This is a genomic window from Mesorhizobium sp. B2-4-13, from assembly GCF_006658535.1.
In the GTDB taxonomy this organism is placed as follows: Bacteria; Pseudomonadota; Alphaproteobacteria; order Rhizobiales; family Rhizobiaceae; genus Mesorhizobium; species Mesorhizobium australicum.
Window position 1 is genome coordinate 343,368 of the sequence record NZ_VFVB01000002.1, and the last position, 13,979, is coordinate 357,346.

The 13,979-nt window shown below is 64.5% G+C and carries 9 protein-coding genes; 6 read left to right on the forward strand and 3 right to left on the reverse strand.

Features of this window, described 5'->3' with window-relative positions; translation table 11 throughout:
- The first annotated feature begins 84 nt into the window (after positions 1 to 84).
- The 6 genes from ntrB (at position 85) to FJ936_RS05875 (ending at position 8,812) form a co-directional block, all read left to right on the forward strand.
- Positions 85 to 975, forward strand: coding sequence for a nitrate ABC transporter permease (gene ntrB, locus FJ936_RS05850; protein ID WP_140792814.1), 891 nt, complete (start codon positions 85 to 87; stop codon positions 973 to 975).
- Positions 976 to 985: 10 nt separating this feature from the next.
- Positions 986 to 1,783 carry an ABC transporter ATP-binding protein gene (locus FJ936_RS05855; RefSeq protein ID WP_140792812.1) on the forward strand — a complete coding sequence of 266 codons (798 nt, stop codon included), beginning with the start codon at positions 986 to 988 and terminating at the stop codon, positions 1,781 to 1,783.
- Positions 1,784 to 1,787: 4 nt separating this feature from the next.
- A complete protein-coding gene (nirB, locus tag FJ936_RS05860; RefSeq protein WP_141906216.1) occupies positions 1,788 to 4,238 on the forward strand; it encodes a nitrite reductase large subunit NirB in 2,451 nt (816 codons plus the stop codon).
- 211 nt (positions 4,239 to 4,449) lie between these two features.
- Positions 4,450 to 4,779: a nitrite reductase small subunit NirD gene (nirD, locus tag FJ936_RS05865; RefSeq protein WP_140661842.1), complete on the forward strand. Its 330-nt coding sequence runs from the start codon at positions 4,450 to 4,452 to the stop codon at positions 4,777 to 4,779.
- Between the two features lie 3 nt (positions 4,780 to 4,782).
- Complete coding sequence (locus FJ936_RS05870; RefSeq protein WP_141906217.1) at positions 4,783 to 7,554, forward strand: nitrate reductase; 2,772 nt, start codon at positions 4,783 to 4,785, stop codon at positions 7,552 to 7,554.
- Between the two features lie 328 nt (positions 7,555 to 7,882).
- Positions 7,883 to 8,812 carry a hypothetical protein gene (locus FJ936_RS05875; RefSeq protein ID WP_141906218.1) on the forward strand — a complete coding sequence of 310 codons (930 nt, stop codon included), beginning with the start codon at positions 7,883 to 7,885 and terminating at the stop codon, positions 8,810 to 8,812.
- A gap of 49 nt (positions 8,813 to 8,861) precedes the next feature.
- Here the strand turns inward: FJ936_RS05875 and FJ936_RS05880 are convergent, their stop codons facing one another.
- The 3 genes from FJ936_RS05880 to FJ936_RS05890 all read right to left on the reverse strand — a co-directional run bounded on the left by FJ936_RS05880 (position 8,862) and on the right by FJ936_RS05890 (position 13,953).
- Positions 8,862 to 10,919: a TRAP transporter permease gene (locus FJ936_RS05880; RefSeq protein ID WP_140875284.1), complete on the reverse strand. Its 2,058-nt coding sequence runs from the start codon at positions 10,917 to 10,919 to the stop codon at positions 8,862 to 8,864.
- 93 nt (positions 10,920 to 11,012) lie between these two features.
- Positions 11,013 to 12,002, reverse strand: a complete 990-nt coding sequence (locus tag FJ936_RS05885; protein ID WP_141906219.1) for a TAXI family TRAP transporter solute-binding subunit — start codon at positions 12,000 to 12,002, stop codon at positions 11,013 to 11,015.
- 436 nt (positions 12,003 to 12,438) lie between these two features.
- Positions 12,439 to 13,953: an aldehyde dehydrogenase family protein gene (locus FJ936_RS05890; RefSeq protein WP_140619496.1), complete on the reverse strand. Its 1,515-nt coding sequence runs from the start codon at positions 13,951 to 13,953 to the stop codon at positions 12,439 to 12,441.
- Positions 13,954 to 13,979: the final 26 nt, after the last annotated feature.

Consider the following 13,979-nt stretch of genomic DNA (forward strand, 5'->3'; position numbering starts at 1 on the left):
GGCCGTTTGTGCCCCAACACAAACGGCGCCATCGCCGTTTGGCGCTCAGTACCGCACCAGCACACCACGGAGTATCCCCAGGACATGTCCATCCAAGCCGTCGAGGACACCAAGGTGAAAGCATTCCCGGCCAAGCCAGCCGAGGTGGTCGCCTTCACCGGCAAAGCGCGGCGCCGTATCGATCCGGTGGCGGTCGCCGCCAAGGTGGCCAGCGCTCTCGTCCCGCCCGCCATCGTCATCGCCCTTCTGCTTGTCGTCTGGCAGGTCGCCTGCTCGTCGCCGACGGCAAGCCTGCCGCCGCCGAGCCAGGTGTGGAACGAGGCCTATGACCTGATCGCGCATCCATTCTTCGACAACGGCCCGCAGGATATCGGTCTTGCCTGGCGGGTGCTGATCTCGCTCCAGCGCGTCGCGATCGGCTTCGGCATGGCGGCGGTCGTCGGTGTGGCGCTCGGCGCGCTGGTCGGCCAGTCGATCTGGGCGATGCGCGGCCTCGATCCAGTGTTCCAGATCCTGCGCACCGTGCCGCCGCTCGCCTGGCTGCCGCTGTCGCTCGCCGCCTTCCGCGACTCCAACCCGTCGGCTCTGTTCGTGATCTTCATCACTTCGATCTGGCCGGTCATCATCAACACCGCCGTCGGCGTGCGCAACATCCCGCAGGACTATCGCAATGTCGCCCGCATCCTGCGGCTGAACCAGCTCGAATTCTTCGTCAAGATCATGGTGCCGGCCGCTGCGCCTTACATCTTCACCGGCCTGCGCATCGGCATCGGCCTGTCCTGGCTCGCCATCGTCGCGGCCGAAATGCTGACCGGCGGCGTCGGCATCGGCTTCTTCATCTGGGACGCGTGGAATTCGTCACGGCTGCCCGACATCATCGTCGCGCTCGCCTATATCGGCGTCACCGGCTTCTGCCTCGACCGCTTGGTCGCGGCGGTCGGCGCCTTTGTCACCCGCGGCACGACGGCAAAGTGAGGAGAGCGCCATGACCGCCTATCTCAAGCTCGACCATATCGACAAATCCTTCGCTCGTGGCAGCCAGGTCAGCGAAGTCCTGAGGGACATCAGGCTGACCATCGACAAGGGCGAATTCGTCTCCATCATCGGCCATTCCGGTTGCGGCAAGTCGACCTTGCTCAACCTGATCGCCGGCTTGACCAAGGTTTCCGCCGGCGCGGTGTTGCTGGAGGACAAGGAGGTCGACAGCCCCGGCCCCGAGCGCGCCGTTGTGTTCCAGAACCACTCGCTGCTGCCGTGGCTGACCGTCTACGAGAACATCAATCTGGCGGTGTCGAAAGTCTTCGGCCGCTCGAAGAGCAAGGCCGAGCGGCATGACTGGATCATGCGCAATCTCGACCTCGTGCAGATGGCGCATGCGAGCGACAAGCGGCCGGCCGAAATCTCCGGCGGCATGAAACAGCGCGTCGGCATTGCCAGGGCGCTTGCCATGGAACCCAAGATCCTGCTGCTCGACGAGCCGTTCGGCGCGCTCGACGCCTTGACCCGCGCCCATCTGCAGGACGCGGTGATGGACATCCATTCCAGGCTCGGTTCGACGACGATTATGATCACGCATGACGTCGACGAGGCGGTGCTGCTGTCCGACCGCATCGTCATGATGACCAACGGCCCGGCGGCGACCATCGGCGAGGTGCTGCCCGTGCCTCTGGCGCGGCCGCGCCGACGCATCGAACTTGCCTCCGACCGGACATTCCTGCGTTGCCGCGAGGCGGTGCTGAAGTTTCTCTACGAACGCCACCGCTTCGTCGAAGCCGCGGAGTAACGCCATGACCGAAAAACTCGTCATCATCGGCAATGGCATGGCGCCCGGGCGCATGCTGGAGCATCTGCTGGAACAGGCGCCAGGCCGCTACGCCGTCACCATCTTCAACGCCGAGCCCAGGGTCAATTACGACCGCATCATGCTGTCGCCGGTGCTCTCCGGCGAGAAGGCCTATGAGGAAATCATCATCCATGGCGACGGCTGGTACATCGCCAATGACATCACCCTCTACAAGGGCCACAAGATCATGGCCATCGACCGGCAAGCGAAGACCGTCACCTCCGACCACGGCGTCACCGAGCCTTACGACAAGCTTGTCATCGCCACCGGCTCGGTGCCGTTCATCATCCCGGTGCCCGGCCACAATCTGCCGGGCGTGCTGACCTATCGCGATCTCGACGACGTTCAGGCGATGATGCTCGCCGCCCAGTCGCGCGCCAAGGCCGTCGTCATCGGCGGCGGCCTGCTCGGATTGGAGGCGGCGGCCGGCCTCAACGCGCAAGGCATGGATGTCACCGTGCTGCACGTCATGCCGACGCTGATGGAACGCCAGCTCGATCCGGCCGCCGGCTACCTCCTGCAGCGCGCGGTGGAGCAGCGCGGCATCAAGGTCGTCACCAAGGCCAACACGCAGGCAATCACCGGCAATGGCAAAGTCGAGCAGGTGGAACTCGCCGACGGCACAATCATCCCGGCGACGCTGGTCGTCATGGCGGTGGGCATCCGGCCGAATGCGGCACTGGCCAGGGATGCAGGCATTGCCGTCAACCGCGGCATCGTCGTCGATGCCGGGATGCGCAGCAACGACCCGGATATCTACGCACTCGGCGAATGCGCCGAGGTGGGCGGCATGGTCTACGGGCTGGTGGCGCCGCTCTATGAGATGGCGCGTGTCGCCGCTCATCAGCTTGCCGGCGACGAGACCGCCGCCTTCGTCCACATGGACACGCCGACCAAGCTGAAAGTCACCGGCATCGACCTCTTCTCGCTCGGCGACTTCGCCGATGGCGACGACCGCCAGGAAATCGTGCTGCGCGACGCCTCGGCCGGCGTCTACAAGCGGCTGGTGCTCAGGGATGACCGCATCATCGGCACCGTGCTCTATGGCGAGACATCGGACGGCACCTGGTTCAACGACCTGAAGAAGAAACAGACCGACATATCGCAGATGCGCGATACGTTGATCTTCGGCCAGTCCTACCAGGGGGGTGCCCCGCTGGACCCTATGGCGGCCGTTGCAGCCTTGCCGGATGATGCGGAAATCTGCGGCTGCAACGGCGTCTGCAAGGGCAAGATCACGGGCGCGATCACGGGCAAGGGCCTGACTTCGCTCGACGACGTGCGCGCCCACACCAAGGCGTCGGCGTCTTGCGGCTCCTGCACCGGGCTGGTCGAAAAGCTGATGGTGCTGACCCTTGGTGACACCTACAACCCGGCCGCGGTGCAGCCCATGTGCTCCTGCACCGTTTTCGGCCATGACGACGTGCGAAGGCTGATCAAGGCCAAGGGGCTGAAGACCATTCCGGCGGTCATGCAGGAGCTGGAGTGGAAGACCTCCTGCGGCTGCGCCAAATGCCGGCCGGCCCTTAACTACTACCTCGTCTGCGACTGGCCGGACGAGTATGCCGACGACTACCAGTCGCGCTTCATCAACGAGCGCGTCCACGCCAACATCCAGAAGGACGGCACCTATTCGGTGGTGCCGCGCATGTGGGGCGGCGTCACCAATGCAGCCGAACTGCGCGCCATCGCCGACGTCGTCGACAAATTCGAGATTCCGATGGTCAAGGTCACCGGCGGCCAGCGCATCGACATGCTGGGCATCCGCAAGGAGGACCTGCCGGCGGTGTGGGCCGACCTCGGCCAGGCCGGCTTCGTCTCGGGCCATGCCTATGCCAAGGGCCTGCGCACGGTGAAGACCTGCGTCGGCTCGGACTGGTGCCGCTTCGGCACGCAGGATTCGACAGGTCTCGGCATCCGCATCGAGAAGTTCATGTGGGGCTCGTGGACGCCGGCCAAGGTCAAGATGGCGGTGTCGGGCTGCCCGAGGAATTGCGCCGAGGCGACCTGCAAGGACGTCGGCGTCATCTGCGTCGATAGCGGTTACGAGATCCATTTCGCCGGCGCCGCCGGGCTCGACATCAAGGGCACGGAGGTGCTCGGCATGGTCAGGACCGAGGACGAGGCGTTGGAGCACATCGTTGCGCTGACGCAGATGTATCGCGAGCAGGGCCGCTATCTCGAACGCATCTACAAATGGGCCAAGCGCATCGGCATCGCCGAGATCAAGCGCCAGATCATGGACGATGGCGAGAAGCGCGAGGCCTATTACGACCGCTTTGTCTTTTCCCAAAAATTCGCCCAGGTCGACCCTTGGTCCGAGCGCGTGTCCGGCAAGGACAAGCACGAGTTTCGGCCGATGGCGTCGGTCGGGTTTGCGCAGGCGGCGGAGTGATGGCGATGTCAGCGCGAGGCACCCCCCTCTGGCCTACCGGCCATCTCCCCCGCAAGGGGGGAGATCGGATGTCATATCTGCTTTCGCCAATCTCCAGCGCTGAAGAAAATGCGCCTGCGCTCAAGCTGCCAATCTCCCCCCTTGCGGGGGAGATGTCCGGCAGGACAGAGGGGGGCGCCTTGGCGCAATCCTATCAAGCAAAGGCACACCTATGACCTGGACATCGATCGGCACCCTCTCCGACATTCCCCGCCGTGGCGCGCGCTGTGTCGCCACCCCGCAAGGCAAGATCGCTGTCTTTCGCACCGCCGAGGATCAGGTTTTCGCTATTGACGACCATTGCCCGCACAGGGGCGGACCGCTGAGCCAGGGCATTGTCCATGGCGCGGCGGTGACCTGCCCCTTGCACAATTGGGTGATCTCGCTGGAGACGGGTAAGGCGCTTGGCGCCGACGAAGGCGCCGTGCGCACGATTCCCGTGAAGCGGGAGGGCGAGCACCTGTTCGTCGCGCTGGAAGCGCTGGCCAGCCGCGCGGCCTGAACCATGGAGATTGACGCAGCGCGCGAGGTGAGGACCACCTGCCCCTATTGCGGGGTCGGCTGCGGCGTGCTGGCGAAGATCACCGCGGACGGGCAGGTATCTGTCCGCGGCGATCCCGATCATCCCGCGAATTTCGGCCGGCTCTGTTCCAAGGGCTCCGCACTGGCCGAGACGATCGACCTCGACGGCCGGCTGCTCCATCCGCAAATCCACGACCGCCCCGCCGGCTGGAACGAGGCGCTCGACGTCGTCGCCTCGACCTTCCAGCACACCATCGCCGAACATGGCCCCGACGCGGTCGCCTTCTACGTCTCCGGCCAGTTGCTGACCGAGGATTATTATCTCGCCAACAAGCTGATGAAGGGGTTCATTGGCTCGGCCAACATCGACACCAATTCGCGGCTCTGCATGGCTTCGTCGGTTGCCGGCCATCGCCGCGCGTTTGGTTCGGACACTGTGCCGGGAACCTACGAGGATCTGGAGCTGGCCGACCTGATCGTGCTGGTCGGCTCCAATCTCGCCTGGTGCCATCCCGTGCTCTATCAGCGCATCGCGGCTGCCCGGGAAAAGCGGCCCGAGATGAAGATCGTGCTGGTCGATCCGCGCCGTACCATGACATCAGACATCGCAGACATGCATCTGGCGATCGCGCCGGATGGCGACGTCGCCCTGTTCACCGGCCTGCTCGCCTGGCTCGGCCAGCACAATGCGCTCGACCGTGCCTATATCACGGCGCATACGGCCGGATTCGGACAAGCCCTGTTCGCCGCCTCGACGCTGGACCTTGCCGGCGTCGCTGCCGCCACGGGCCTCAGCGAGGACGAACTTAGCCGTTTCTACAGCCTGTTCGCCAGGACGGAAAAGACCGTCACCGTCTACAGCCAGGGCGTCAACCAGTCGTCCCAGGGCACCGACAAGGTCAACGCCATCATCAACTGCCATCTCGCCACCGGCCGCATCGGAAAAGCGGGCGCCGGCCCTTTCTCGGTCACCGGCCAGCCCAACGCCATGGGCGGCCGCGAGGTCGGCGGCATGGCCAACATGCTCGCCGCCCACATGGAGATCGAAAACCCCGGGCATCGCGAACGCGTGCAGCGCTTCTGGAAGGCGCCGGCGATTGCCGGGGAGCCCGGTCTCAAGGCGGTCGAGATGTTCAAGGCGGTGGCCGATGGGCGCATCAAGGCGTTGTGGATCATGGCCACCAACCCGGTCGATTCCATGCCGGATGCAGGGGCAGTCGAGGCGTCGATCAAGGCCTGCCCCTTCGTCGTGGTGTCGGACGTGCTGGCCGAGACCGACACGGTCCGCCACGCCCATGTCCGGCTGCCGGCCACGGCCTGGGGCGAGAAGGACGGCACCGTCACCAATTCCGAGCGCCGCATCTCGCGCCAGAGGCCGTTTTTGGCCGCCCCCGGCGAGGCGCGGCCCGACTGGTGGATCATTGCGGAAGTCGCAAGGCGGATGGGCTTTGGCGAGGCGTTTGCGCATAAGAGCCCGGCGGGGATCTTTGCCGAGCACGCCGCGCTGTCGGGGTTCGAAAATGATGGCGAGCGGGATTTCGACATCAGCGCTTATGCTGCGATCGATGTTGAGGACTACGAAGGATTGGCTCCGTTCCATTGGCCGGCGCCGAGCCCAGGCACCCCCCTCTGGCCTGCCGGCAGGCCAGAGGGGGGTGCTCAAGCTCAGCTTCAATCAGAAGGGGGTGCTCAGGCTGGAACTCGGCCAGAGGGGGCCACTTCGATTGAACGCCAACCAACCCGTTTCTTCGCCGACGGCAACTTCTACACGCCCGACCGCAAGGCCCGCTTCATCGCTCTGCGCCCAACCGTCGAGACCCGCATCACCGCCGCCTTCCCGCTCGTCCTCAACACCGGCCGGATCCGCGACCATTGGCACACCATGACGCGTACCGGCAAAAGCCCGCGCCTGTCCCAGCACATCGCCGAGCCCTTCGTCGAAATCCATCCCGAGGATGCACAACGCCACGGCATTGGCGACGCCGACATCGCGCGCGTTTCGACTCCGCGCGGCGAAGTGCTGGTCCGCGTGCTGGTGACAACGCGCCAGCGCCCGGGCAGCCTGTTCGCCCCGATGCACTGGACCGACCAGTTCGCCGCCAGGGGCCGGCTCGACACGCTGACAGCGTCGCTTGCCGATCCCGTGTCGGGGCAGCCGGCGCTAAAGCATGTCGCCGCTCGCATCGAGAAATTCACCGCTGGGGCCTTTGGCTTTGCCGTGACACGCAAAAGGCCCGTGACGATGGCCGCCGACTACTGGGCGACCGCCAGATGCCGGGGCGGCTGGCGGGTCGAACTGGCCTTTGCCAATGACGATATCGACTGGACGGCCTTCGCCGGCTCTCACTTCGATGCCGCGGATGCCGAAATGCTCGCCTATCACGACCGCGAGGCCGGCCAGCACCGCATCGCCGCCTTCCAAGGCGAGCATCTGGCGGGTGCCTTGTTCATCGCACCCGGTCCGGTCGCGGTGTCGCGCGGCTGGGCCGCCGAGCAGCTCGGCGAGGTCCACGCCAGCCAGCGCGAACGCTTCAGGATCGTCGCCGGCCGTGCCGGTGCCGAGCGGCCCGATGCCGGCGCGACCGTCTGTTCCTGTTTCAACATCGGGGTGAACCAGATTACCGCGGCCGTGGCGGCCGGCTGCAACAGTGTCGAAGCCATCGGCGCCACGCTGAAGGCAGGTACCAATTGCGGTTCCTGCCGGTCGGAAATCCGCACGATCATCCAGGCCTGTCGGGTTCAGGCGGCCGAGTGAAGGCGTCCGTCCCACCTGGCAAAGTGGCACGGCCTTGCGAAATCGGCGGAACCCGCAAGGGCTTCAACCTGTCCAACGGTTAATTCGACCTGGCTGGGACTCATTTGGTTGATGGAGGTGAAAGATGCCGCCATGGGCCAGAAACTGGAAACGCCCTTGACGACCGTTGCGCCACGCTGCGGCTGGATCTCGCCGTTCGGCTAACGATTCGGGAAGGGGTTCTCAAGCCGTGGCAAACGAGACGCATGACCGTTGCCGTGGATCTGTGTCTCGGCTGGCCCTGTTCTTCGTAGTTGGTACGTCTGGACACAGATGTCGAAGACTGGAAATGGGGAACGCAATCTCGCCATGCGAGTTGATTCAAGGCATCGGGAGATCATCGCTGAATCCGCAAGACATAGCCGGCCATCCAGCCTTGCACCGCTACGTTCAGGAACAGTCGCAGTCCCTGATCCGCATCTATGAGGAAAGCCCGCGGCTGGCTTCCGTCTTTGCCACGCAGCAACGCTGGCTGTTGGGCCATGTCGGCCTTGCCATGCACTTCAGGCGCGACCCGAACGACCGCCGCAAGGACCTGACCGTATCGCGTTTCATCGAGGTCGTGCACAAGAACGCCGTGGCCAGCCGCAACACGGCGGACGCCTTCATCAAGGAGATGCTGCACTACAACATCGCCGAGTATGTGGCGGGTGGGGACGGCCGCACGCATCCCCTGCAACCGACGGCGGCGACGATTGAGCGATTCACCGGCTGGGTAACAGCCCATCTGCGCACGCTCGACCATATCGATGGCGGCAACCGGCTGGCCAGGTTCCTGGAGCGGCCCGACATGCTTGCCACGCTGCAGCCGCTGGTGGCTGACGGCTTGCTAGCCTCAAAGCCGGTGCGCGAACCCAACCAGACCTTTTCCCTTTTCATCTGGCTCAACAATGGCGGCATCGTCATGGACTGGCTGATGTCGGGCATCAACCCCGACCATGCCGGGCTGGAGCGAATTCCGACCGGCGTGGTTTCGATCGGCGACTTCGCCAAATGGCTCAAGCTGTCGCGGACCCATCTCAGCCGTAAACTGCGCACGGCGGAGGAACTCGGCAGCATTGGCTGGCTTGGTCAGCGCGGCAATTCGGTGATGTGGGTGTCGCACGGATTCTACGAGGAATACATGATCGTCCAGGCCGCCAAGCTGGCCGTCGTCGACAGCGCCTTTGCAGCGTGTTTTTCCACCGACCGCCGAGTCCCGCCACCTCCCAACTTGTGAAGCTGATGCAGGCCTATTTGAAGCGTCGATCGCGCGGGAGCGGCGCTGGTCAGACTGGTTGCGCCTCTTCGGTATGACGTGCGCTCCAATGGCGCAGCACGACGGGAACGACGAGCGCCAGGCCGAGCAGCGAGGAATAGAGCTCGGGCGCCACCAGCAGCAGGGCGGCAAATACCAGGAGCACGTTCTCCCATGGGCGCGTTCGCACCAGCAGATAGCGCGACAGGGCGGCCCCGAGGCAGGTGATACCAAGCACGCAGCCGCCAAAGGCCAGGAAGAAATTCGGCCAGGTGAAGTCCTTTGTCACCAGCAGCAGGGACGGCGAGAAGACGAACACGAAAGGAACCAGCGCCTTGCCCAACCCTAACCGGAAGGCGGTGTTGCCTGTTTTGAACGGGTCCGCCCCCGCCATGCCGGCCGCCGCATAGGCGGCCAGCGCCACCGGTGGCGTGATGTCGGCCAGCAGGCCGTAATAGAAGACGAAGAAGTGGGCGACGATCGGTTCGGTGCCCAGCATGACCAGCGCGGGTGCCGCGATGGTCACCATGATGATGTAGTTGGCCGTCGTCGGGATGCCGCAGCCCATCAGGATGCAGACCACGCCGGTCATGAGCAGGGTGAACAGCAGCGTCAGGCCCTGAGCCGAGAAGATCGACTCGGGGATGAAGGTGCCGAACAGGAGCGACAACTGGCCTGCCGTCGAGGTGACGATGTAGGATAGCTTGAAGCCGACGCCGGTCAGGGTGACGACGCCGACGACGATGCCGACGGTGGCGGCCGCGGCACCGACGGCGAGCGCATATTTGGCGCCGTCGCGCAGGCATACTGCGATGTCGGCAACCGACATGCGACGGCGCGGATTGAGCAGGCCGACGGCGATACAGAGCGTGATGCCCCAGAAGGCGGCCATGTAGGGCGTGTAGCCCGAGAGCAGGACGCCGATGAGGACGACGAGCGGGATGATCGTCGGCCAGTCCCGCTTCAGCGCCTCGACGACGTCGGGCATCTCGTCCGGCCTGAGCCCTCGGAGGCCGGTGCGCTTGGCCTCGAAATGCACCTGCATGAATACGCCGAAGAAATGCATGAAGGCAGGCACGATGGCGGCCAGAATGATGGTCGTGTAGGGCAGTTCGAGGAATTCGATCATCAGGAAGGCGGCCGCGCCCATGATCGGCGGCGTGACCTGACCGCCGGTCGAGGACGCCGCCTCCACCGCCGCGGCGAAATGTTTCTTGTAGCCGAGCTTGATCATCGCCGGGATGGTCAGCGAGCCGACGGTGACGGTGTTGGCGACCGACGAGCCGGAGATCATGCCGAACAATGCCGAGCCGAAGATCGATACCTTGGCGGGACCGCCGGCGTAGCGGCCGGCGACCCAGGCGGCACAGTCGAGGAAGAGCTGGCCGAGGCCTATGCGGGTTGCGAAGACGCCGAACAGCACGAAATGGAAGACGTAGGTGGCGACGACGCCGAGCGCGATGCCGTAGATTCCCTGCGTCGTCAGATAGAGGTGATCGACAAGCTGGGAAACGGACGCGCCGGGGTGCACCAGAATGCTCGGCATGTACCGCCCAAACAGTGCATAGGCCATGAAGATGCACGCGATGATCGGCAGCGGGATGCCGACGGAGCGGCGCGTCGCTTCCAGGAGGAGCAGGATCAGGATAACGCCCAACACCACATCGAGCGTCGTGGGGTTGCCGACGCGGAAGGCAAGATCGTCGAGCGGGATCATCGGCACGTGCAGCACGGCCACCACGGCGGCGAGCGCCAGCAGCCAGTCGAAAAGCGGTATGCCAAGCGGCCGCAGGAAGCTGGATTGCGCGGGCTGGTCGTAACCCTTCTTCACCAGCGGGAAGACGAGGAAGATCAGCGCCAGCACCATCGACAGATGGATGCCTCGGTGCAGCATCTCCTGCAGCAATCCGAAGCCGGCGGTGTAGTAGTGAAACAGCGACAGCGCCACCAGGAGGAAGCCGACCAGCCAGCCCGCGGCCTGGGTCAACGGCCGGAATCGGATTTCGGAGTCGAATTTCTCCTCCAGTTCGCGAGCTTTCTCCTCATCGAACTCCATCGCGGAAAGCGTGATTTTGTCATCGTCGCTCATGGCCGGTTCCGTGTCCTGAGTTTCCAGGCAAAAGAGGCGGAAAGCACGCCTCCCGCCTCGCTGTCGTCCATCGGTCCTACGCGCTGGTAGCTCCTACTTCAGGGCGCCGACTTCCTTGTAGAATTTCTCCGCACCGGGATGAAACGGAATGCCTGCGCTGGTGACCGCGTTCTGGAGCGTGATCAGCTTGCCCTTGGCATGGCCGGCCTGCAGCGCCTTCTGGGTCGCGTCGCTGTAAAGCGATTTGACGATCTTGTAGACGAGGTCGTCGGTCTGCTTGGCGCTGGTCACCCATTGCGCGGCGACGGATATGGTCTTGGTCTCGCCGACATTCTTGTAGGTGCCTTCCGGCACGGTGTCGGCGGAGAAGAACTTCTGCTCGGACAGGAGCTTGTCGGCTTCGGGGCCGGTGATTGGAACCAGGGTGATGTTGTTGGTGCTGGCAAGTTCAACGATGGCGCCGGTCGGATAGCCGCCGACGAAGAAATAGGCGTCCATGGCGCCATCCTGGAGCCGCTCGCCGGCCGGACCGGGCTTGAGGTATTCGGGCTGCACATCTTTCTCCGTCAGCCCGTATGCGCCGAGCACGAGGCGCGCGTCGACAATGGTCCCTGAGCCCGGCTCGTCGAGGGAAACGCGCTTGCCCTTCAGGTCCGCCACCGTCTTGATGCCGGCATCCGCTCGGGCGACCAGATGGATCGTTTCGGGATAGAGCGTCGCGATGAGGCGCAGGTCATCGGCCTTGGGCTTGCCCTCATAGAGGCCAGTGCCCGAATATGCCCAGTAGGCGACATCGGATTGCGTAAACCCTGATTCGGATGCGCCCGACTGGATGGCGCTGATGTTGGCGACCGACCCATTGGAGGACGTGGCGGTGGCGACCAGGCCTTCGACGCCGGCCGGCCCCGTTGCCGAGATGGCGTTGGCGATCAGGCCACCCACCGGATAGTAAGTGCCGGACGTTCCACCCGTGCCGATGCGGAAAAAAGCCTGCTGCGCGTGCGCTGGCGAAAGGCCGGCGGCGGCCAAAGCCAAAGCTCCTGTGCCCATGGAAAAGGCGCGGCGGTTGATCGAAACAGTCATAACTACCTCCGAGTCAAAGATCGGCAGGATGTTGCAGCAACCGGAAGGTTGTCAACCTGCGCGTGCTTTTTGGCCGTTTCCAAAGCGCTTCCAGGAAGGGTATGTTTCCGCCCGGAATCGCGTAAAAACAGGGACTTAATGGATGGCACCCGGCTCCGGGCCAACGACCTGCATAAATCAGGGGCTTACAGCAGGTCGGGCGAATCCTATTCGCCGCGACATGCCGTAGAGCGGTTTAACCGCGTCGCCGGCGTCACCTGCCTGTTGGCTACAACCAGCCAAACACAAGAACCGTGAAACAAAAAAACCGCCTTGCGGCGGGTCATCGGCGCATGTCGGCACCATGCGGAAAATGGTAGCATAACTGCACTCAGCAATCAACCTCCGGTCGCAAACGGTTCGGGTGTGCAACGACACCCGAACCGGGCCGGCGTTCTCAATCGATGTCGAACGAGACGCCCTGGGCGAGCGGCAGCGCCTTGGAATAATTCACGGTGTTGGTGGCGCGCCGCATATACGCTTTCCACGCATCTGAACCGCTCTCGCGGCCGCCGCCGGTTTCCTTTTCGCCACCGAAAGCGCCCCCGATCTCCGCGCCGGAAGTACCGATATTAACGTTAGCGATGCCGCAATCCGAACCGTCGACACCGAGGAAGCGCTCGGATTCCTGCAGGTCGCGGGTGAAGATCGACGACGACAGGCCGGCGCCGACCGCGTTGTGCTCGTCGAGCACGGCGTCGAAATCGGAATACTTCATCACATAGAGGATCGGCGCGAAGGTCTCTTCCGTCACCGGTGCAACCTGCTTCGGCATTTCGACCAGCGCCGGGTGCACATAATAGGCATCGGGATGGCCGTTCTCGACCCGGCTGCCGCCAGTCACCTTGCCGCCATGCGCGGCCGCCTCCGTCAGCGCCTTCTGCATGGCATCGAAGGCGGCCTTGTCGATCAGCGGACCGACCAGTGACGAGGTCTCCAGCGGATTGCCGACCGAGACGCTCTGATAAGCCTTCTTCAGTCGCGGCACCAAGGCGTCGTAGACGCTGTCATGGACGAACAGGCGGCGCAGCGTCGTGCAGCGCTGGCCGGCGGTGCCCATGGCGCCGAAGGCGATGGCGCGCAGCGCCATGTCGAGATCGGCCGTCGGGCAGACGATGCCGGCATTGTTGCCGCCCAGTTCCAGCACGGCGCGGGCGAAACGCTTGGCCAGGCGCGGACCGACATCCCGGCCCATGCGAGTCGAACCGGTGGCCGAGACCAGCGGCACCCTGGGATGGTCGACCAGGATTTCGCCGACCGCACGGTCGCCGATCAGAACCGGTGCCAGTCCTTGCGGTGCGTCAGTGCCGAAGCGCTTGACCGCACGCTTGAAGATCGCCTCGCAGGCAAGCGCGGTCAGCGGCGTCTTCTCCGACGGCTTCCATACCACTGCATCGCCGCAAACCAGCGCCAGTGCGGCATTCCACGACCACACCGCGACCGGGAAGTTGAATGCGGAGATGACACCGACGACGCCAAGCGGATGCCAGGTTTCCATCATGCGGTGGCCCGGACGCTCGGTGGCGATGGTCAGGCCGTACAATTGCCGGGACAGACCAACGGCGAAATCGCAGATGTCGATCATCTCCTGCACTTCGCCGAGCCCTTCGGACGGGATCTTGCCGACCTCGATCGACACCAGCCGGCCAAGCTCGGTCTTGTGCGTACGCAGTTCCTCGCCCAGCAGCCGCACCAGTTCGCCGCGCTTGGGACCCGGCACCAGCCGCCAGGACTGGAACGCCTTGTGGGCCGCATCGATGGTCTTTGCCGCGTCGGCCGGCGAGATCGTCTTCAGCGCCGCGATCCGCTCACCCGTCACCGGACTGCGCACGATCAGGTCGCCGCCGTCAAGCGCCTCCTTGGCCACGCCCAGTTTCGCCAGAAGCTCGGCCGTTTCCTTCGCTATCGTCATTTCTGTCCCTTTCAGAATCCCGCCGC

Bases quoted from the DNA above. Each gene is read 5' to 3' on its own strand.
- FJ936_RS05875 (WP_141906218.1), top strand. From the start codon at position 7,883: ATGGGGAACGCAATCTCGCCATGCGAGTTGATTCAAGGCATCGGGAGA.
- FJ936_RS05855 (WP_140792812.1), top strand. From the start codon at position 986: ATGACCGCCTATCTCAAGCTCGACCATATCGACAAATCCTTCGCTCGT.
- FJ936_RS05885 (WP_141906219.1), bottom strand. From the start codon at position 12,002: ATGACTGTTTCGATCAACCGCCGCGCCTTTTCCATGGGCACAGGAGCT.
- FJ936_RS05890 (WP_140619496.1), bottom strand. From the start codon at position 13,953: ATGACGATAGCGAAGGAAACGGCCGAGCTTCTGGCGAAACTGGGCGTG.
- FJ936_RS05880 (WP_140875284.1), bottom strand. From the start codon at position 10,919: ATGAGCGACGATGACAAAATCACGCTTTCCGCGATGGAGTTCGATGAG.
- nirB (WP_141906216.1), top strand. From the start codon at position 1,788: ATGACCGAAAAACTCGTCATCATCGGCAATGGCATGGCGCCCGGGCGC.
- nirD (WP_140661842.1), top strand. From the start codon at position 4,450: ATGACCTGGACATCGATCGGCACCCTCTCCGACATTCCCCGCCGTGGC.
- FJ936_RS05870 (WP_141906217.1), top strand. From the start codon at position 4,783: ATGGAGATTGACGCAGCGCGCGAGGTGAGGACCACCTGCCCCTATTGC.
- ntrB (WP_140792814.1), top strand. From the start codon at position 85: ATGTCCATCCAAGCCGTCGAGGACACCAAGGTGAAAGCATTCCCGGCC.